We start from the raw sequence: 18,134 nt of genomic DNA, 5'->3' as shown, positions 1-18,134 counted from the left end.
AAGGGGCCCGCTCTGAGCATGTCGATCACCTCAACGGGCATGAGTTTTATCCGGCTGCGCCAGAGTCCGGTAATGGGCGGCATGGCTTCGGCGAGAAGTCGGCGCAGCATGATGCTGAGTTGTGCGGAGGTTGCGGGGTCTACGTCCGCCTCCACGGCGTGCGAAGAGATATCGACGATGGCCTGCGCATCGGCGAGGCGCATGATGGCGACGTCGCGGAGCTGGTCGATGGTGAGGGTGACGTCGCTCTGGCAGGTGGGGCAGGTGATCGTCTGGTCGGGCGTGTGCATGGCGGTTCCTTGGCCGGAGGTCCGCACCCTGCCTTGCAGGGTGGCGGACGTGTCGGGGTAGAAAACCGGTTACCAAAGTCACTCCGGCCAGGCGTGAGCCTGCCCGACACGTCCACCATAGAGGCGCATGTTCAAAACACAGGCAGCGAACTGCCTGTGTACTTTGGTAAAACGGGTTTCTACGCCCGGTCGCCGATGATTCGGCGACGCGGGAAGCATCCCGATTCGCGCAAGGCGGAACTATCCGATTATTCCGAAAAAGTGGTCGGAATTAATTGAGAGTGGATGGTGCGGGGTCTGGGTTAGCTCCCATTCGCCCGCAGACGCACTCCTGTCAGATCTTCGCAGCCAGCACGTCAGCCAGGCCGATGTACGACGCGGGGGTCAGTGCCAGCAGGCGCTGCTTCGCATCGGCGGGCATGTCCAGGCCGCCGATGAATTCGCGCATGGATTCGCGCGTGATGCCCTGGCCGCGGGTGAGCGCCTTGAGCTGTTCGTACGGCTCGGGGAGACCGTAGCGGCGCATTACCGTCTGCACGGCTTCGGCGAGCACTTCCCAGCTGTTGTCCAGATCGGCGGCGATGCGCTCGGGGTTGGTGTTGAGCTTGCCCAGACCCTTTTGCAGCGATTCGACGGCAACCAGCGTGTGGCCGAAGGCGGTGCCCAGGGCGCGCAGCACGGTGGAGTCGGTGAGGTCGCGCTGCCAGCGGCTGATGGGCAGCTTTTCGGCGAAGTGGCCGAGCAGGGCATTGGCGAGGCCGAAGTTGCCTTCGGCGTTTTCAAAGTCGATGGGATTGACCTTGTGCGGCATGGTCGAGGAGCCGACTTCGCCAGCCTTCAGCGCCTGCTTGAAGTAGCCCAGCGAGATGTAGCCCCAGATGTCGCGCGCCAGGTCAATCAGGATGATGTTGACGCGGCGAAGCACATCGGCGAATTCGGCGATGCCGTCGTGCGGCTCGATCTGCGTGGTGTACGGATTGAAAGTGAGGCCGAGCTTCGTGACAAAGGATTCCGCGAGCGCCGGCCAGTCCACTTCCGGGTAGGACACGACGTGTGCGTTGTAGTTGCCCACGGCGCCGTTGATCTTGCCCGGGATGTCGATGGCAACGAGTTGGCGGCGCTGGCGCTCAAGACGGGCGACGACATTGGCCAGTTCCTTGCCCATGGTGCTGGGAGAGGCGGTCTGGCCGTGGGTGCGCGACAGCAGCGACAGGCCCGCATGCGCGTGGGACAGTTCGCGCAATTTGGCGATCACACCGTCCAGCGCCGGCAGCAGCACGTCCTGGCGCGCGTCGCGCAGCATCAGGGAGTAGGCGAGGTTGTTGATGTCTTCGCTGGTGCACGCGAAATGCACGAATTCCTTCGCCTGAGCCAGGGACGGATCGTTGCCGATGCGTTCCTTGATGAAGTACTCCACGGCTTTTACATCGTGGTTGGTGGTGGCCTCGATGGCCTTGATGCGCTCGCCGTCGGCCTCGGCAAAGTTTTCGGTGATGGCGGTCAGGCGGGCCACGGCGTCAGCCGGGAAATCCGGCAATTCCACGATGCCAGGCTGGGCGGCCAGAGCCAGCAGCCAGTGAATCTCGACGTGCACGCGGCGGTGCATGAGGCCGAATTCGCTGAAGATCGGACGGAGTGGACCCGCCTTGGAGGCGTAGCGGCCGTCCAGCGGCGAGAGGGCGGTCAGCGTGGCGTGGGACATGGGCAGGGCCTGAAAGCGGTATCGACGAAGCCGGGAATTATAGCCCTCCCTCTTGCCTCCCGCCGCCCGAACGCCACTTAATACGGAAATCCCCCCCCGAGTACCGGAGTCCCCCGCATGACCAAGTACCGTACCGAACGCGACAGCATGGGCGAGCTGAAAGTCCCCGCCAGCGCCCTATATGGCGCGCAGACCCAGCGTGCTGTCGACAACTTCCCCGTGTCCGGGCTGACCATGCCACGGCAGTTCATCCGCGCGCTGGGCCTCATCAAGGCGGCGGCCGCGGCGGCCAACGTCAAGCTGGGGCAGTTGAAGAAGGGGCAGGCGAAGGCGATTCGGGCGGCGGCGGAGCGGGTGGCCTCCGGTGAGGTGGACCAGCATTTCCCGATCGACGTGTTCCAGACCGGCTCGGGCACCAGTTCCAACATGAATGCCAACGAGGTCATTGCGCACCTGGCTGCCGCTGCGGGCGCGAAGGTGCATCCCAACGATCACGTCAATGCCGGGCAAAGCTCCAACGACGTTATTCCCACGGCGATTCTGGTCAGCGCCACGCTGGCAACACACGAACATCTGCTGCCTGCCCTGAAGCATCTGGGCAAGACCATCGACAAACGCGCCCGTGAATTGAAGAAGGTGGCCAAGACAGGCCGCACGCATCTGATGGACGCCATGCCCATCACGTTCGGGCAGGAGCTTTCCGGCTGGTCGGCACAGATTGCTGCCGCGTCGGAACGCATCAGCGACACGCTCAAGCGCACGCGCCGCCTCCCGCAGGGCGGCACGGCGGTGGGTACGGGTATCAATGCCGATCCGAAATTCGGGCCGCTGGTGGCGTCGGAATTGTCCCGGCTTACGGGTGTGAAGTTCGAGGCTTCGGATAATTATTTTGCGGGCATGGCCGCGCAGGATGCGCCCGTGGAGCTGTCCGGCCAGTTGCGTGCCCTGGCCGTGGCGGTGATGAAGATCGCCAATGATCTGCGCTGGATGAATTCCGGCCCGCTGGCGGGTCTGGGCGAAATCGAGCTGCCTGCATTGCAGCCGGGTTCGTCGATCATGCCGGGCAAGGTCAATCCGGTGATTCCTGAGGCGGCAGCGATGGTGGCGGCGCAGGTCATTGGCAATGACGCCACGATTGCCATCGCGGGTCAGTCGGGCAACTTCCAGCTCAACGTGATGCTGCCCGTCATTGCATACAACCTGCTTCAGTCCATCGAGATCCTGTCCAACGTGGTCACGCTGCTGGCCGACAAGGCGATTGCGGGTTTCCGCGTGAATACCGATCACATCCGCGAAGCGCTGGACAAGAATCCGATTCTGGTCACGGCGCTTAATCCGGTCATCGGCTACGAGAAGGGCGCGGCCACGGCCAAGCAGGCTTATAAAGAGAAGCGCCCCATCATGGATGTGGCGCTGGAAACCACGGGGCTTTCAAAGAGCGAGCTGGCTGATCTGCTCGACCCCATGGCGCTGACCCGAGGCGGCATTCATGGCGGCGGTGGTGGCGGCGGTTGATCCGCCACCACGTCGCTGGACGAATCAGCGCACCCCGCACGCGGGGTGCGCGTTGATCACCGGCTTTTCCGTGCGCCATTCGGGGTGGTCGTAAGGAATGTAATTGCTCCAGTACAGCGGATAGCAGGTCGCACCCAGTACGTCGTCAATCAGCGCGCCGAAGATTTTCTCGCCGTTTGAACTGTTGCTCATCAGCAGCACGCAATCTTTCTGCTTCTCAAGGCACACCGCCACATTGTTGGTGCCGTCATCGTGGCCTTCCTTGAAGAACACGGGTCCCTGTGGCGACTGGAACGTGCCTACGCCCAGCGCGTATCCCAGGCCGATGGCGTCGTTGTCGTTGGAGTCGGGCATTCCCATGGTCGGGAACTGCTGCACCGCGTGAATGCGGATCACGGGCTTGAGCCAGAGTGCATGGGTTGCGTCCGACAGGCCGTCACCGCGCACCATGGCAGCCAGCAGGTTGGCGTAGTCGCTGACGGTGGTATCCATCGAGCCGGCCGCACGTACCGATTCGCGGTGCTTGTGGCCCAGCGCCTTGCCGTTCTCGTCATAGCCAATGGCCAGGTTGCCGGCGAAGTCGTCGCGCCAGGTCATGGACGTGCGGGGCATCTGGAAAGGCGTGAAAAGACGCTGCTGCATCAACGTGGCAACGTCGATGTTCTGGCCGTTCTCCAGCACGAATTGCAGCAGGTTGATGCCTTCGCCCGAATACGCGAAGCGAGTGCCCGGGTCGAAATAGATTTGCAGCTTGCCGTTCGGGTCGTAGTCCTTGCCAGGCTGCCAGAAGCGGAAATTCGCAAAGCCCGAGCGGTGGCTCAGCAGGATGGCTGGCGTGAGCTGGCGCCAGCGCGGGTCACCCTTGAGGTCGGCGTATTTGTCGTAATCGGGCAGCGGCTTGGGCAGGTACGTGGCAATGGATGCATCCAGATTCAGGCGACCCTGATCCACCAGCGACATCGTGGCGTATGCGAACGCCGCCTTGGTCAGTGACGCCGCGTACATCGTGGTGTTGGTTTCAAGCGGCAGGTTTTTTTCGACGTCGCGCTTGCCGTACGCCCTGACGCTGACTACGCGACCGTTCTCGATGACGGCGACGCCGAGGCCGGGCACGTTGGCTACCTGCATCAGCTGCCGGACCCGTGCATCCAGTTCGGCGCCACGCAGGCGGCTGTGCGAGGAAGTGGCCGGGTGCGTGGCGCAACCGGCAAGAGCGATACAGGCCAGGGCGAAAAGCGAGGAACGCAACATGGTGCATCTCCTTCATGTGCTTTACGGGCTTTCATCGAAAGACGGCTCCCCAAAGGGAGCCGTCCGTGTGTCACTGCTGCCTTGAGGATCAGGCTTCTTCGCGCCAGCGGCGGAACCAGATGGCTGCACCGATCATCACCGCACCCACTGCTGCACCGATCCAGATGTTGGGCGAACCCAGCACGCTGTAGTGGAACGAGAGGCCGACCGAGTCCAGCGCGCCGCTGATGTCGTGCTTGTCGACGTTGCCGATGCTGGAGGTATCGCGAAGCCAGCCACCGGGAATCAGACTCATGAGCAGGCGGCCGGGGACGTTGGTCCAGAACCACGCGGCGGGCAGGTTGAACAAACCCATCAGGCCGAACCACTGCACCACCACCGCCGAACCCAGGGGAAGTGCGATAGCCCAGAGGAACGGCTTGCTGCGGGCCCAGGCAGAGCAGAGCATCAGCCAGCCAATGGTCGGCAGGGCCCAGAGGGCGTACAGCGGAATCAGGCACACCATGTTGAAGGCAACACGCAGCGGATGAGCTTCCAGCAGAACCTGCCACACGTTGATGCCGTGGAACAGGGCGGCAATGACGCCCATCAGCAGCAGGATCAGGCCGCCCACCACGCCAATCACCACGCTGATGACCGGAGCGAGAATCGCCGCACTGGCTACCTTGGACAACACGGTGTTCGTGTCGGAGATCGGCAGCGACTTCCAGAACAGGAAGCTGCGGTCACGACGGTCGTCGTACAGCGCACCCAGGCAGTAGAAGAAGACGACGATGGCGGTCACACACACGATGAAGGTGGTGAAGCCGTACAGCGTCATGTCCAGAACCGCGCCGACCTGACTCAGGTCCTTGTTGTCCAGGTTGCCCAGCGGGTTGGACAGCGAGCTGCCCATCGCATCGGATGCGGTGTTGAAGTGGAGGCCGCGGCTTCTGCCCAGCACTTCACCCAGCACGATGGCCATGAAGTTCAGCACCAGGAACACGATGGCCGTGATCAGCGGGGCACGGAAGAAGCCGCCCCGGTTTTCCCAATACTCGCGTTTGACGAGCCAGTAGAAGGTTTTCATGCGTAAGTTCCCTTCATGGTGGCGACGAACAGGTCGCCGATCGACGGTCGCCGCACTTCGCCCAGTTGCTCCAGCTGCGGCCGGCTCACGTTGTCGAACAGGAAGATGCTCTTGCCGAACACCTGGCGCTCATCCAGCGGATTGAGCTGGCGGGCGGCGGCAGCCAGTTCGGCACCCACCAGCACTTCGGAGAACCGTTCGCCGAGGGCTTCCATGTCCGTGTCCAGCACAATCTTTCCGTCGCGGATGAACATCAGGTCGGTGAGGATGTGCTCGATCTCTTCCACCTGGTGGGTGGTGACCAGGATGGTCTTGTTCTCGTCGAAGTAGTCTTCCAGAAGGCTCTGGTAGAACTGCTTGCGGTACAGGATGTCCAGGCCCAGCGTCGGCTCGTCCAGCACCAGCAGGCGGGCGTCGATGGCCATGACCAGTGCCAGATGCAACTGCACGATCATGCCCTTGGACATCTGCTTGACCTTCTGATTCGGCTGCAGCTTCGTGCGGGCCAGGAAGGCTTCGCACTTGGCACGGTCGAACCGGGGGTGCACGTTGGCCACGAAGTCCACGGCGTCCTTCACCTTCAGCCAGCGCGGCAGTACGGCCACGTCGGCAATGAAGCAGACCTCTTCCATGAGCTTGTCGCGCTGCTTGCGGGGGTCCAGCCCCAGCACCGACAGCTCGCCACCGAATGTGGTCAGGCCGAGGATGGCCTTCAGTGCGGTGGTTTTACCGGCGCCGTTCGGACCAATCAGGCCGACGATCCGGCCGGCGCCGATCTGGAAGCTGGCACCATCGAGCGCCAGGGAATTCTTGTAGCGCTTGGTGAGGCCACTGGCGGTGATAACCGCGTTCATGACTGCTCCTCCGCGGAGCCGGGGGCTTCGCGCATCAGCGTTTTCAGATCCAGGCCCATGCGCTGAAGGCGCGCAAACAGGGCCGGCCACTCTTCGCGCAGGAAGCGCTCCCTTTCGGACTTAAGCAGCGCTTCGCGCGCTCCATCAATGACGAACATGCCCAATCCCCTCCGTTTTTCAACCAGTTGTTCGTCGACCAGTTCCTGATACGCCTTCGATACGGTCAGGGGGTTGATCTGAAAATCCCCCGCGACCTGGCGTACCGACGGCAGCGGGTCGCCCTCGTTCAAGGCGCCGTCCAGGATCATCGCGACTACGCGTTCGCGCAGCTGACGGTAGATCGGGACGCTGTCGTTCCAGGTAATGGACATGTATTTATTCCTTGGCCGTGCGGCTCAAAACGTTGCCAAACGAATAGTAGGGCATAGCCAGCTGAGAACTGAGCAATGCCATCGTGCGTGACTCGGCTTCGCGGCGGATGGCTTCCGCCGTGGTGCCCAGTGTTGCCTCGTTCGCCTGGGCCGCATCGCGCACTTGGGCGGCGGTGGGGCGGACCATGATCGGAGCAAGATCGGTGACGCGGGCGCCATTGATCATTGCGGGCGGGGCAACATGGGTCGGAATACGGTCATCGAAGGAGCGCATGACGAACACGCTGGCTCCGGCGATCAGCAGGGAGGCGGTCACAGCTATCAAGTTCGGCGCTTTCATGGGGAACTCCGATGACTTCTTCAGGCGTGTTGCGATTAGAGGGAGGCGACGTTCTGTTCAGCGTTGGCGTAGACAACAATCGGCGCCAGGTCGGTGACGTGCGTGCCGTTGATTTCGGTCAGCGGGGCAGCGGCTGTGGTCGTGGTGTGGAAGACGCCCAGCGAGGCGGCGGCGATGGCGAAGGAAGCGGCCAGTGCGATGTAGTTCGGGCTTTTCATGTCAGTACTCCAGTGGTGGTGTGGGTGACCGGTGTTGTAGTGAACTATAACACCAAGATTTGAGTTGTCCAGCGGATTTTTGTGAAATTCCATATGACTTATGGCCTATGCCATGTGGCCCCAGGTCACCGATGGGATGCGCGAGCGCCCGAAAGCGTTGATGGAAGGGGCATCATCAGGGCCTTTCCTTCAGCTGGAGTGCGCCGTGCAGACAGGTCTTAATGGCAAGCGGGTAGTCATTACGGGTGCCAGCAAGGGCATCGGGCTGGCCTGCGCCATCGCTTTCGCGGCCGAGGGCGCCCATGTGACCGGTCTCTCGCGCAGTGAAGCAAACCTTCGGGAGGCCCAGGCGGTGCTGGCGCGGGAAGGGTATGCAATGGATGTTCGGGCCGTGGACCTGACGGATGCCCACGCTGCCGAAGCCGCCATGACGGCCATCGAAGCGGCGGGCGGCATTGACGTGCTGGTGAACTCCGCCGGGGCGGCACGCCGCTACCCGCTGGAGGAGTTGAGCCACGACGTCTTCCAGGAGGCCCTGGATGCAAAGTACTTCACTTATATGAACGTCATGGCGCCCACGATCCGCGCGATGGCGCAGCGCGGCCGGGGCAGTGTGGTGAATGTGGTGGGCCAGGGCGGCAAGCAGGCCAACCCGCTGCATATCGCTGGCGGCAGTGCGAACGCTGCATTGATGCTTGCCTCCGTCGGCTTTGCTCGCGCGTATGCGGGCAAGGGCGTTCGGGTCAACGTCATCAATCCGGGTCTTACCCGCACAGGTCGGGTGGAAGAGGGGCTGGAGGCGGCGGTACGTGCTTCCGGGCGCAGCCGTGACGAGCTGCTTGCCGAACAGGTGGCGGAGATCCCGTTGGGACGCATGGCTGAGCCTGGCGAAGTCGCGCAGGTGGCGTTATTTCTTGCGAGTGACCTGGCCAGCTATGTCACGGGCGCCGTCGTGCCGATGGACGGCGGACGTGCGTCGGTGATCTGACAGATCGTCCGACATGCGTGATGTGCCATCAGGGGCCGCGTTCGCGCGGCCTTTTTGTGCAGGAAGGATCAATGGCGCGTCGCGCCACGAATCGTGTGAAGGCGACCGGATGGATAGACGTCTAAACCGATCCAATGCATGCGCGGCAAGCGGGCCGGTCGTTCTCCCGGAGTCAGGTCGTCGTGCTGCATCGCCGCGAGAAAGTGCCCGCGAAAAAAAATTTGCAAAATTTGTGAAATCATTATTGACGTTAACTGTTATGGCAATCTATGCTTTTCAGACACAAGGGGATTTACTACGGAGTGGTAACCAGCCCGGGGGGCTGTGATCTGGACGATTGACCTGTCGCCTGCGTTCCTGCATCCGACAGTCGCTACCTGGTATGCAGCACGGATAGACCATGGCTTCCTGTGAGCCAAAGCGTCGCTGCTACCGGTGCAATACACCAAGTTTTCGTTTTGCCCATCGCTTTATGGCCCTTCGTGGCTGTATGCGTGCTCGTGTTTTGCCTGAAAGTCTTCATGCGCTCATGAGGCTGCGGCCGAAAGTGTGCGCGTCGAATTATCTGGCTGACTGCGTCTTCTGAGGGGGAGGCGTAGCGGGGAAGTTTTGCTCAAATTCTGCGTAATGCCGCACCCAGCCATCACGGCCGGGGTCGGACAGCTGCGCGCAAACAAAAGATTCAACGTCATGCGAATGCGAGGAAGCCGCCCCCACAAGCGGAGGGCGAAGCTTTGTCTCCATGCGCTGGCGGGAACAGGGGAATGAAACGTGAGAGCAACGCAATCATGCAATTGACGCCGTCGTTGATGGACAACATCCAGTGGCTGCGCGTCGCGCTTTATCTGGTGGTCGGGCCGCTGGCCATTGGTCGGATCTGCACGTATCTGAAGTTCCGCCATGCGTGGACGCGTGACTACACACGCAAGATCAACCATATCGGCATCATGGTGGTCACGGCGCCCATTCTGGCAGTGCTTCCTGATGCGCAGCTTTTGCCGTCCGTGCTTGCCGCCAGCCTTATTCAGGTGACGATGTACGTCTTCGCGGCGAACAGCGAACGACCCATGATTCATGCGTTTGCGGCCCACAGTCTTCGCGACAGCGATGCGCCGCGTGCACGCCTGTTCTTCCTGCTGCCGATGATTTCGTTCAACGTGGCGTTGGCCGGCGCGGTGCTGGTGTATCCGATGACGGCAGTGAAAGTTGCGTTCTTCGCAGTGGCGCTGGGTGACGGCCTGGCAGAACCTGCCGGCTTCCTGCTCGGAAAGGGAAACCGCTTCCAGGTCACGGATCGGGTATGGGGCGGCAGTAACACGAAATCCGTAGCAGGCTGCCTCACCGTCTTCGTATTTTCCGCGGCTGTCGCGATGGTGCTTCTGGGCGTGCAACGTGGCATGTCTCCCGCCCTGGTCGCTGTGTCGCTCGCTTATGGCGCCATCGCCACGGCATTGGAAGCACTGTCGCCGCGCGGTCTGGACAACATGATCCTCGTGCTTGTTTCACCGATGGCTCTGCTGGCGCTGATGCTGTTTCTCTGATGTCTGACGTGAACGTTTCCCGCATGAAAAAGAAGATGCGCGTCGAGAGCCGACGCGCCGTGGCGGGCCGCTGGCTCAACGCCGCTGGCATGCGCGTGGAAGCGTTCCTGTTCGGTCTGCACCGTCGCACCGTGCGTACGGGCGACGCAATGCTCAGTGTGTACGACAGTTGTCGGCGCGGTCGTGCCACGCTGGTGATGATTCACGGATTCACTGGCCACAAGCATGTCTGGGCGCGTTTCGCCAGGCGCTTCGCCATGGACTACCGCGTGCTTATCCCCGACCTTCCGGGGCATGGCGATACGGCGTTCAGCACGCACCAGGGATATGGCGTGGAGGCGCAGGCCCGCCGCATCCTTTCGCTGCTTGATGCACTCGGTATCGAACGCGCCCATCTCATCGGCAATTCGATGGGCGGATTCGTGGCGACCTGGCTCGCCATGCATCATCCCGCGCGCGTGGAATCACTGGTGCTTTTCGATCCCGACGGCCTGGCATCGGCCCCGGTCAGTCGCCTCGAAAAACTCGCCGATAGCGGGGAAAACCCGTTCCTGATTTCCTCGCGCCGCGATTTCAATCGCTTCTATGCCGACATCATGTCCCGTCCCCCGTATGTGCCTGGCTGGGTGCGTGAGCACATGGCCACGCAGTACCAGCAGCAGCGCGATCGCATTGCCGGCATGTACGGCGATTACGCAGCCAGCGAACGGTTGACTCCCCATGCAAGCGCACTGCCTTCGCGTGTCCTCATCGTCTGGGGGCGCGAGGACCGGATCATCGGCGTTGAAGCGGCATCTGCCTGGCATCAGGCCGTACCACACGCTGATGTGGAGATCTGGGATGGGGTGGGGCACATGCCGATGCTTGAGCGCCCTCGTCGCGCAGCCCGTCGCGTCTATCAGTTTTTGCAGGTTCCGCGTTCTGTTCTTTCCAGCCACACCACCCTGACGTCATCGACCTGAAAGGCCGCAATGAGAAGTCCGAATCACGCACTGATCGAAACCGAGCTGAACGCGCTCAGCGAGCACATGGAAGGTTTGCTTGCCGGCCGGACAACGGCCGTTCTGGTCAAGCGCTCGCTTAACGACGAGCTGTGCGACCGCGTGTACCGCAACTTCCAGGCCAGCAAGGGTCTGTACGAACGCAGCGACGGTGTGGCCGGACGCATGGTGGGCACCAATGCCTTCCTGAAAAGCGCATCGGACATTCACGACGACTACCAGAAGAACAACGGTTTCGCGGAATTGCTCTTTCAAGGCGCACCCAACCTCTACCGCCAGTTGTTCGACTGCGTGGAGGAAGCCGGCTTCCGTTTCCGTCACGCGTATATCGACGGTGTACCCGCGCCCACGCACCGCGCCACGATCTGGACCGATGAGTGCGAGGAGCAGCTGGTGCTCAAGGCGCATACCGACTGGCCGCAGGTGCGTCACTCGGGCATGGAATACAGCGACGTGGAGCATCCGGTTGCCGTCAATTTCTATCCGCGCCATCCGGCCAACGGATCGAGCAGGGTACGTCTGTACGATTTCGTGCCGTCGCCGGGCTGGCTCGAAGAGCGCGGCATCCTTGCCGGCGGCTATCCCATTCATCTGAACGAACTTCACGATGTCGACTACATCGACATTCACCCGGAAGCCGGCGATACGCTGCTGTTCGCGGCCTCCAAAGTGCACGCCGTGTTTCATGGCAGCCGTGGAGACGACGATGTTCGCCTGAACATCAATGGCTTCATCGGCTTCTCGGGCACGGCGCGAAAGGTGCTCGCATGGGCCTGACCACGTCCGTGCCGGGTCCGGAGCGTCTTGACGAGTTTGTCATGCGCAACGTCGACGTCGTCAGCGCGCAGGAGCAGTCGGCGCTGCGCGGTGGCCGCCTGCTTGTCGCGGGTTGCGGAAGCGTGGGTGCCAGCCTGGCGGAGCCTCTGGTGCGCATGGGCATCGGCTCGCTGGTGCTGGCCGATCCGGAGTCCTTTGACCTGCACAACATCAACCGCCAGGCATGCGTGCTGGCCGATGTGGGTCGCTCGAAGGCACGCGTGCTCGATGAGCGGCTGCACGCCATCAATCCGTATCTGGACACGACGGTCTACGACGAAGGCCTCACCGAGGCCAATCTCGAAGCCTCGCTGACCGGTGTGAGCGTGATCTTCGATGCCATCGACGCGGCGTCTTCGCCGTGGGTGAAGTATCGCGTCCACCAGCTCGCAGCCGAACGCCGCATTCCGGTGATCTCCGGCTTCGACTTCGGTGGCAAGGCGGTGCTTTACGTCTTCGACTATCGCCGGAAGAAAACCCGGCCATTCTACGGCCGCGCATCGGAAGAAGCGCACCGCGAAGGCCGCCTGTCCGAATGCCTTACCTGGCTCGGCTATACCCACTTTCCCGCCGACTTCCTGCCGGTCATCTCCGATCGCATGGTGACGAAGCAGCCGTGGCCGCAGGTGTCCTACTGCGTGCTGGCCATGGGCGCACTGGGTACGCGGTGCGTGCTGGAATTGCTGATGTGCCGGCGGGTGCCGCACATCGTGGCTTTCGACACGCACATGAAGATGCGCGGGCGCTTCGCCCGTATTGCCCAGGTCGCGAAAGTACCCCTGCGCCTTGTAGATGCGCTGGTTGCTGCGAAGAAAGGTCCGTCCGCCACACCGGCCGTTGCTCAGGTAAGCCCGGTGGATGCCGTGCTTGCAGCCCATCCGGTGCTGCGCAGCGTGATTGAGGCGATGGTGCTCGCGCCGTCGCCGCACAATTGTCAGCCGTGGCACTTCACGGTGCTTAATGATCGCGAGATCCAGATTGGCTGGGACCGCTCCCGCGCGCTGCCAGCCGTGGACCCGGAAGGCTTCGCCATTGCCTATGGCCTTGGCTGTGCCATCGAAGCGGCTGCATCCGTGGCGGATATCGGGTTTCGCCATTCGGAGCAGGAAGACATTCTGGCGCCGGACTATGTCGCAGGCGTGCTGACCGTCCATGGATTGAAAGCGGACGGTTATGTGCGTGCCCGCGGCCTGCTGGAGAGTCGCACGTCCAACCGCCATCGCTTCATTGATGTGCCGGTGGCCGATGAGGTGGGGCGTCGCTGCGACCGGCTCGTCGCACCGTTCCGTTCGCGCGCGGTGGTGATGAAGCAGTCCAACGCCACGCTGTATCGCATGGGCCATCGTGGTGCGCTGGATCTGTTCCGGAGCCGCGCGTACATGGACGAACTGTTCGACTTCATGCGGCTCAGTCGCAAAGAGGTTGACGCCGACCCCACCGGGTTCACACCCGACGGGCTTGGCCTCGGTCGCGCCGAAACATTTGCCATGGCATTGCTGCGCAGGCTGGCTCCGCTGCGTCGGGCGTTGTCGCCGCTGGGCCTGGCTCGCGCGATGGCGAAGAACGCCACGGCGACCATTCGCTCGCCGTCGAGCTTTGCCCTGATCGCGACGTCTGACTTCACGGCACGGGGCCGCATCGACGTAGGCCGCGCCATCATGCGCACGTGGCTGGAGCTGACCGCAGAGCACCTGGTCTGCCAGCCGATTGATTTCCCGATCAGCACACCGCAAGGACGCGACGCGGTCGCCGCGATGTTCGGGCTGACGTCCGGCGAGCGTCCCGTGGTGCTGTTGCGCGTGGGCCGGGCGAAGGTGTTGAATGCTTCGCGCTCGCCGCGTCGGAGCATCGCGTCGTTCTGTGCCATTGCGCCGGACTTCCACGCCGTCGCCACGCAGGCGCACAACGTTGCTGACGAGGTGCTGGCGTGAATCCGGCTACCGTCCTTGTGGTCGGCGCCACCGGGCAGCTAGGTTCGCTGCTGGTGGAATCGCTGGCTTCGGCGGGTACGCATGCGGTTCGGGCGCTGGTGCGTCCGCATGCGCAGGCCAAACGGCTTTTTGGTGATGCGGTGGCGCAGTACGTGGGTGATCTTCGCGATGCGCCGAGCCTGGCGCGCGCCTGCGCTGGCGTTGACGTAGTGATCGCCACGGCGACCGTGGTGTTTCCGAAGGGCAAGTACAGTTTTGCGCAGGACGAGGGGCAGGGCTATCGGAACCTGATCGACGCCTGCAAGGCCGCTGGCGTCCGCCGCATCGTGTTTGTGTCGCTGTGCGTTCCCTTTGAATCCCGTTATGTCGATCTGTCGGCCACGTACCGGATGAAGGCGCACGTGGAGGGTCTGCTTGCGTCCTCTGGCGTGCCGCATACCGTGCTGCGCTGCGCGCCTTTCATGGACGACTACTTCGCGCTTATCGGCAGTCGTGTGCCGCTGTTGGGCGAAAAGGCCGCCACGCTGGATCGCTCGCGCGGGATGACGCGCTGGATGCGTCGCATGCTGGGTGAGTCGATTGATCGCTGGAGCTTTGCTCTGGTGCCGGGCAGCGCTGCGCGTCGCCACGCCTTTGTGGCACTGAGCGACGTGGCTGCCTTCGCCATCGCAGCCATGGGGCGGGACGACGGAGAAAGCCACACCCTGGATGTGACCGGCCCGCGCGCCTTGTCGTGGCACGACGTGGGCAGCCTGTTTGCCGAGCGGTACCAGCGGCCGATCCGCGTGTTTGCCATTCCCGTGCCAGTGCTCCGGCTGGCTGTGTGGTTGACGCGTCCGTTCTCCGAGGCGTTGGCCAATCAGATGTCCATCCTGTGGATTCTGGGACAGTGCGACACCGAGGTGGACAAGCGGTTCTCTGCCATCAGCTACGGCGTCGCGCTGACGGACGCGCGCACGTATCTGGCGCGAAAGTTTCGCCTTTTGGCGCCGCAGGCAGGTGTTGCAACGGAGACTTCCACGTGAGCGCCGTGATGGCCGTGGTAACCGCCGAACCGTGCGTGCACACCCTGCATGTGCCGGGCACCTTTCATTGCGAACGGGGCGGCGTGCTGCACGATGTGGTGCTTACTTATTCAACTTATGGACAGATGTCGCCATCGGGCGACAACGTCGTCTGGATTCTTCATCCATTGACCTGCAACGCGCAGCCCATGGACTGGTGGCCCGAATTCGTTGGCCCCGGCAAGGCGATCAATGCTGACGAACACTTCATCGTCTGCGTCAATTCGCTGGGCTCGTGCTACGGCTCGACCGGCCCGGACAGCATCAACCCGGCCACGGATTCCCCGTACCACACCGATTTCCCGCTCATCACGCTGAAAGATGTGGTGGCACTGCACGAGCAGGTCCGGGCGCATCTTCGCATCGAGGCCATCCACCTGGGCATCGGCGGTTCCTACGGTGGTCAGCAGCTGATGGAATGGATGTGCCGTGCGCCGGATCTGTTCGCTTATGCCTGCGTCATCGGGGCCGGCGCGAGGCAGTCGCCCTGGGCGGTCGCGCTGAACGAAACCCAGCGCATGGCGATGGAAAGCGACAGCACGTTCGGCTCGGGTAACGAAGGGGCAGGCCAGCGCGGGCTTGCTGCTGCCCGTTCGCTGGCGGTGATGTCCTACCGCAGCCAGCGGGTTTACAACACCACCCAGGCCGAAGCAAACGACGAGGTATGCGACGGCTACCGGGCCAGCAGCTACCAGAGGCACATCGGCAACAAGTTCACCCGGCGCTTTTCCGCGTGCGCGTACTGGACGCTGACCAAAGCGATGGACAGTCACAACGTCGGTCGCGGTCGCGGGTCCATCCGCAACGCGCTGGCGGCGGTAAGAACGCGGGTGCTCTTCGTCGCGCTTCAGGACGACCTGCTTTTCCCTGTGGACGAAGTGCGTGGCACGGCCGACATGACGCCGGGGGCGCAGTTCGCGGTGATCGACTCCGATTACGGCCACGACAGCATCCTGACCCACGCACGCGACATCTCACTGCGCATCGTGCGCTTCATTGCGGACAGCGTGTCCCGCGAGGAGGCGCTGGCGTGAAGGCACCCCGGAACCACCATGAAAAAGAAAGGAATCAGACGATGAAACCCACCAGACGCCCACCGCTGCCGGCAGAGTTTCGGGAAACCAGCAATCTGATGGGCCTGTACTACATCGTGCATGGCCTGGTGCTCTGGTTGGGTTCGGGCTGGCTCGCCTATGCGATTTACCAGCACGCCGCCTGGCCGCTGTGGCTGCGTGTCGTGGCGATGGCGCTGCCCGTGATCAGTTCCGGATTCGGCATGTTCTACATGGGCTCACTGGGCCATGAGGGCTTTCATCGCAACATGAACCGCCATCAGGACGTGAGCATGGTGATGGGCATGCTGGCGTCGCTGGGCGCGCCGCTGTTCCTTTCGGTGGGTGTGAACATCTACCACTGGCGTCACCACCTGCATACCAACACGCCGCAGGACCCGGACCTTCAGCTGTATCGCGGCAACCGCAACCTGCTGGCGAAGATGCGCGTGTCGCTGGATACCAACCTGTACTGCGTCCGCAACGTGGTGCGGCTGATCCTGGCACGCGACAAGCTGGACCGGACCTTCCCGCTCAGCGCGGCGCGGATGCGCTTCTATGCCTGCCTGAACGTGGTCATGGTCGCTGCGGCGACCACGGGCTACGTCGCTCTGGCGCTGGCGGCGCCGACGCTTTTCGTATTCCTCGTGCTGGCTCCGGCCATCGTGGCGCAGCTGTACTGGGCGCTTCACCCGTACATCGAGCACGGCGACACCGCCGACGTGGAGGGCAACAATGCGCGCAACTGCACGTCGCCCGTCCTGCGCTTCATGCTGATGGGCTACACCTATCACCTGTGCCATCACCTGTACCCCAGCGTGCAGACGCACCGGCTGCCGGCGCTGTACCGGCACCTGAAAGCGGTGGGCTACGTGCGCGATGAAGACACCACGGAGACCTCGCTGTTCGGTGCTATCCGCATCGGCGCCACCCAGGTGCTGCGCTCATGATTGCTGCCATCTACGCCTCGCTGGCTGTTGTTTTCGTTCTGCTGTTCATTCTGGAACGCGTGTTCCCGGACCAGTCGTTGCCCTTCAATCGCCGCTGGTTCATCCGGGCGCTGGTGATGAACATGGTGCAACTGGGGCTGATGCTCCTGTTTGCCCTGTGGCTCAACCCGTGGCTTGGCCAGTACGCGCTGTTCTCCATCGGTGAGAGCTGGCCGCCGATCCTGGGTGGCATGGCGGCGGCCATTCTTTCCAGCTTTTTCCAGTACGGCTGGCACCGTGCCGAGCACGCCAGCGACTTCCTGTGGCGCACGTTCCATCAGCTGCACCACAGCCCGAGCCGGATCGACATTCTTGCGACCGACTACACGCACCCGCTCGACTACATCGTGTACACCCTGTTCAACAGCTTCGCGGCCATCGTGCTGCTGGGCCTGAATGCGGAAGGGATCGCGTGGTCGGTTTTCGTTTATGGCGTGAACAACTATTACGCGCACTGCAACATCCGTTCGCCCCGCTGGCTGGGGCTGGTGGTGCAGCGGCCGGAAATGCACCGGGTTCATCACAAGCTGGGGCACCACGCGCAGAACTATGGCTTTCCGGTGTGGGATGTGATGTTTGGCACGTTCTGCAATCCGGATCGCGCGGATTTCGAAGTGGGCTTCGGGGGCGACCGCGAGCATCAGGTCGCGGCCATGCTCGCCGGCAAGGACGTCAACGCATGATGAGCCCATCTATCAGCAGGACAACATTTCATAGGGGGATGCAGGGATGAACAGGGATCAGTGGTTGCGGCGCTTTCTGTGGGCGTCGGCGGCATTCAACATGGGTGGCGTGGGGCTGTTTGCTTTTTCGGGCTCGGCGCTAAGCCAGATGTTCGATCTGCCCGCCGAGGTTCCGCCGCTTTATCGCGCGCTGACTGTGCTTTTCATGCTGCTGTTCGGTGGCGCGTACGCATGGGCTGCCGCCGCGCCGCGCATCGAGCGCCCGCTGGTGGTCTTTGGGGCCATCGGCAAGCTGGCTGCTTTCGCGGTGGTGGCGGGCCTGTGGGCAACCTCGGCCATCACCACGCGTACGCTGGGCATGGTGTCCGGTGACCTGGTATTTGCGGCATTGTTCTTCTGGGCGCTTGCGGGCGCACGGACGGATGCGCGCGCGGCTCCTGCGCTGTCCTGAAATCATCC

General features: G+C 62.8%; 19 protein-coding genes. 11 read left to right on the top strand and 8 right to left on the bottom strand.

Annotated elements, in window-relative coordinates:
- The coding region (locus FHW69_RS17375; RefSeq protein WP_183424369.1) for a hypothetical protein at positions 1 to 290 on the bottom strand (290 nt) is incomplete at its 3' end.
- Between the two features lie 334 nt (positions 291 to 624).
- Positions 625 to 1,992, bottom strand: coding sequence for an adenylosuccinate lyase (purB, locus tag FHW69_RS17370; RefSeq protein ID WP_183424368.1), 1,368 nt, complete (start codon positions 1,990 to 1,992; stop codon positions 625 to 627).
- Positions 1,993 to 2,109: 117 nt separating this feature from the next.
- Between purB and FHW69_RS17365 the strand changes: the two genes are divergently transcribed.
- Positions 2,110 to 3,507, top strand: coding sequence for a class II fumarate hydratase (locus tag FHW69_RS17365; RefSeq protein ID WP_183424367.1), 1,398 nt, complete (start codon positions 2,110 to 2,112; stop codon positions 3,505 to 3,507).
- A gap of 24 nt (positions 3,508 to 3,531) precedes the next feature.
- Here FHW69_RS17365 and FHW69_RS17360 read toward each other — a convergent pair whose 3' ends face one another.
- From FHW69_RS17360 to FHW69_RS17335, 6 genes are all read right to left on the bottom strand, one after another.
- A complete protein-coding gene (locus FHW69_RS17360; RefSeq protein ID WP_183424366.1) occupies positions 3,532 to 4,758 on the bottom strand; it encodes a serine hydrolase domain-containing protein in 1,227 nt (408 codons plus the stop codon).
- A gap of 88 nt (positions 4,759 to 4,846) precedes the next feature.
- A complete protein-coding gene (locus FHW69_RS17355) occupies positions 4,847 to 5,827 on the bottom strand; it encodes an ABC-2 transporter permease (protein WP_183424365.1) in 981 nt (326 codons plus the stop codon).
- Positions 5,824 to 6,681 (bottom strand): ABC transporter ATP-binding protein, encoded by an 858-nt coding sequence (locus tag FHW69_RS17350; RefSeq protein WP_183424364.1) that lies wholly within the window; start codon positions 6,679 to 6,681, stop codon positions 5,824 to 5,826. Before FHW69_RS17350 ends, FHW69_RS17355 begins: the two co-directional genes overlap by 4 nt.
- Positions 6,678 to 7,052, bottom strand: a complete 375-nt coding sequence (locus FHW69_RS17345) for a GntR family transcriptional regulator (protein ID WP_183424363.1) — start codon at positions 7,050 to 7,052, stop codon at positions 6,678 to 6,680. Before FHW69_RS17345 ends, FHW69_RS17350 begins: the two co-directional genes overlap by 4 nt.
- Before the next feature lie 4 nt (positions 7,053 to 7,056).
- Complete coding sequence (locus tag FHW69_RS17340; RefSeq protein ID WP_183424362.1) at positions 7,057 to 7,392, bottom strand: hypothetical protein; 336 nt, start codon at positions 7,390 to 7,392, stop codon at positions 7,057 to 7,059.
- Positions 7,393 to 7,427: 35 nt separating this feature from the next.
- Positions 7,428 to 7,610 (bottom strand): hypothetical protein, encoded by a 183-nt coding sequence (locus FHW69_RS17335; RefSeq protein ID WP_183424361.1) that lies wholly within the window; start codon positions 7,608 to 7,610, stop codon positions 7,428 to 7,430.
- Between the two features lie 205 nt (positions 7,611 to 7,815).
- Between FHW69_RS17335 and FHW69_RS17330 the strand changes: the two genes are divergently transcribed.
- The 10 genes from FHW69_RS17330 to FHW69_RS17285 all read left to right on the top strand — a co-directional run bounded on the left by FHW69_RS17330 (position 7,816) and on the right by FHW69_RS17285 (position 18,126).
- Entirely contained in the window at positions 7,816 to 8,598 is a 783-nt protein-coding gene (locus tag FHW69_RS17330) for an SDR family oxidoreductase (RefSeq protein ID WP_343204046.1), read from the top strand.
- A 764-nt stretch (positions 8,599 to 9,362) separates the two neighbouring features.
- Positions 9,363 to 10,139: a hypothetical protein gene (locus FHW69_RS17325; protein WP_183424360.1), complete on the top strand. Its 777-nt coding sequence runs from the start codon at positions 9,363 to 9,365 to the stop codon at positions 10,137 to 10,139.
- Positions 10,140 to 10,162: 23 nt separating this feature from the next.
- Entirely contained in the window at positions 10,163 to 11,101 is a 939-nt protein-coding gene (locus tag FHW69_RS17320) for an alpha/beta fold hydrolase (RefSeq protein ID WP_183424359.1), read from the top strand.
- 9 nt (positions 11,102 to 11,110) lie between these two features.
- The gene (locus tag FHW69_RS17315) at positions 11,111 to 11,917 is read left to right on the top strand and encodes a hypothetical protein (protein WP_183424358.1); all 807 of its coding nucleotides are present in this window, start codon (positions 11,111 to 11,113) and stop codon (positions 11,915 to 11,917) included.
- On the top strand, positions 11,908 to 13,887 hold the full coding sequence (locus tag FHW69_RS17310) for a ThiF family adenylyltransferase (RefSeq protein WP_183424357.1): 1,980 nt from the start codon (positions 11,908 to 11,910) through the stop codon (positions 13,885 to 13,887). Before FHW69_RS17315 ends, FHW69_RS17310 begins: the two co-directional genes overlap by 10 nt.
- The gene (locus FHW69_RS17305; RefSeq protein ID WP_183424356.1) at positions 13,884 to 14,912 is read left to right on the top strand and encodes an NAD(P)H-binding protein; all 1,029 of its coding nucleotides are present in this window, start codon (positions 13,884 to 13,886) and stop codon (positions 14,910 to 14,912) included. The genes FHW69_RS17310 and FHW69_RS17305 overlap by 4 nt, the downstream gene beginning before the upstream one ends.
- Positions 14,909 to 15,985, top strand: a complete 1,077-nt coding sequence (gene metX / locus FHW69_RS17300; RefSeq protein WP_183424355.1) for a homoserine O-acetyltransferase — start codon at positions 14,909 to 14,911, stop codon at positions 15,983 to 15,985. Before FHW69_RS17305 ends, metX begins: the two co-directional genes overlap by 4 nt.
- A gap of 41 nt (positions 15,986 to 16,026) precedes the next feature.
- The gene (locus tag FHW69_RS17295) at positions 16,027 to 16,953 is read left to right on the top strand and encodes a fatty acid desaturase (protein WP_183424354.1); all 927 of its coding nucleotides are present in this window, start codon (positions 16,027 to 16,029) and stop codon (positions 16,951 to 16,953) included.
- Positions 16,950 to 17,675 (top strand): sterol desaturase family protein, encoded by a 726-nt coding sequence (locus FHW69_RS17290; RefSeq protein WP_183424353.1) that lies wholly within the window; start codon positions 16,950 to 16,952, stop codon positions 17,673 to 17,675. Before FHW69_RS17295 ends, FHW69_RS17290 begins: the two co-directional genes overlap by 4 nt.
- A 46-nt stretch (positions 17,676 to 17,721) precedes the next feature.
- Positions 17,722 to 18,126 (top strand): hypothetical protein, encoded by a 405-nt coding sequence (locus FHW69_RS17285; protein WP_183424352.1) that lies wholly within the window; start codon positions 17,722 to 17,724, stop codon positions 18,124 to 18,126.
- Positions 18,127 to 18,134: the final 8 nt, after the last annotated feature.

Source organism: Luteibacter sp. Sphag1AF, assembly GCF_014192715.1.
Classification (GTDB): Bacteria; Pseudomonadota; Gammaproteobacteria; order Xanthomonadales; family Rhodanobacteraceae; genus Luteibacter.
This window is presented reverse-complemented; position numbering and strand designations above follow the sequence as displayed.

Excerpts from the sequence above, each read along its gene's own strand:
- purB (WP_183424368.1), bottom strand. The coding sequence starts at position 1,992 with ATGTCCCACGCCACGCTGACCGCCCTCTCGCCGCTGGACGGCCGCTAC.
- FHW69_RS17365 (WP_183424367.1), top strand. The coding sequence starts at position 2,110 with ATGACCAAGTACCGTACCGAACGCGACAGCATGGGCGAGCTGAAAGTC.
- FHW69_RS17360 (WP_183424366.1), bottom strand. The coding sequence starts at position 4,758 with ATGTTGCGTTCCTCGCTTTTCGCCCTGGCCTGTATCGCTCTTGCCGGT.
- FHW69_RS17355 (WP_183424365.1), bottom strand. The coding sequence starts at position 5,827 with ATGAAAACCTTCTACTGGCTCGTCAAACGCGAGTATTGGGAAAACCGG.
- FHW69_RS17350 (WP_183424364.1), bottom strand. The coding sequence starts at position 6,681 with ATGAACGCGGTTATCACCGCCAGTGGCCTCACCAAGCGCTACAAGAAT.
- FHW69_RS17345 (WP_183424363.1), bottom strand. The coding sequence starts at position 7,052 with ATGTCCATTACCTGGAACGACAGCGTCCCGATCTACCGTCAGCTGCGC.
- FHW69_RS17340 (WP_183424362.1), bottom strand. The coding sequence starts at position 7,392 with ATGAAAGCGCCGAACTTGATAGCTGTGACCGCCTCCCTGCTGATCGCC.
- FHW69_RS17335 (WP_183424361.1), bottom strand. The coding sequence starts at position 7,610 with ATGAAAAGCCCGAACTACATCGCACTGGCCGCTTCCTTCGCCATCGCC.
- FHW69_RS17325 (WP_183424360.1), top strand. The coding sequence starts at position 9,363 with ATGAAACGTGAGAGCAACGCAATCATGCAATTGACGCCGTCGTTGATG.
- FHW69_RS17320 (WP_183424359.1), top strand. The coding sequence starts at position 10,163 with ATGAAAAAGAAGATGCGCGTCGAGAGCCGACGCGCCGTGGCGGGCCGC.
- FHW69_RS17315 (WP_183424358.1), top strand. The coding sequence starts at position 11,111 with ATGAGAAGTCCGAATCACGCACTGATCGAAACCGAGCTGAACGCGCTC.
- FHW69_RS17310 (WP_183424357.1), top strand. The coding sequence starts at position 11,908 with ATGGGCCTGACCACGTCCGTGCCGGGTCCGGAGCGTCTTGACGAGTTT.
- FHW69_RS17295 (WP_183424354.1), top strand. The coding sequence starts at position 16,027 with ATGAAACCCACCAGACGCCCACCGCTGCCGGCAGAGTTTCGGGAAACC.
- FHW69_RS17290 (WP_183424353.1), top strand. The coding sequence starts at position 16,950 with ATGATTGCTGCCATCTACGCCTCGCTGGCTGTTGTTTTCGTTCTGCTG.
- FHW69_RS17285 (WP_183424352.1), top strand. The coding sequence starts at position 17,722 with ATGAACAGGGATCAGTGGTTGCGGCGCTTTCTGTGGGCGTCGGCGGCA.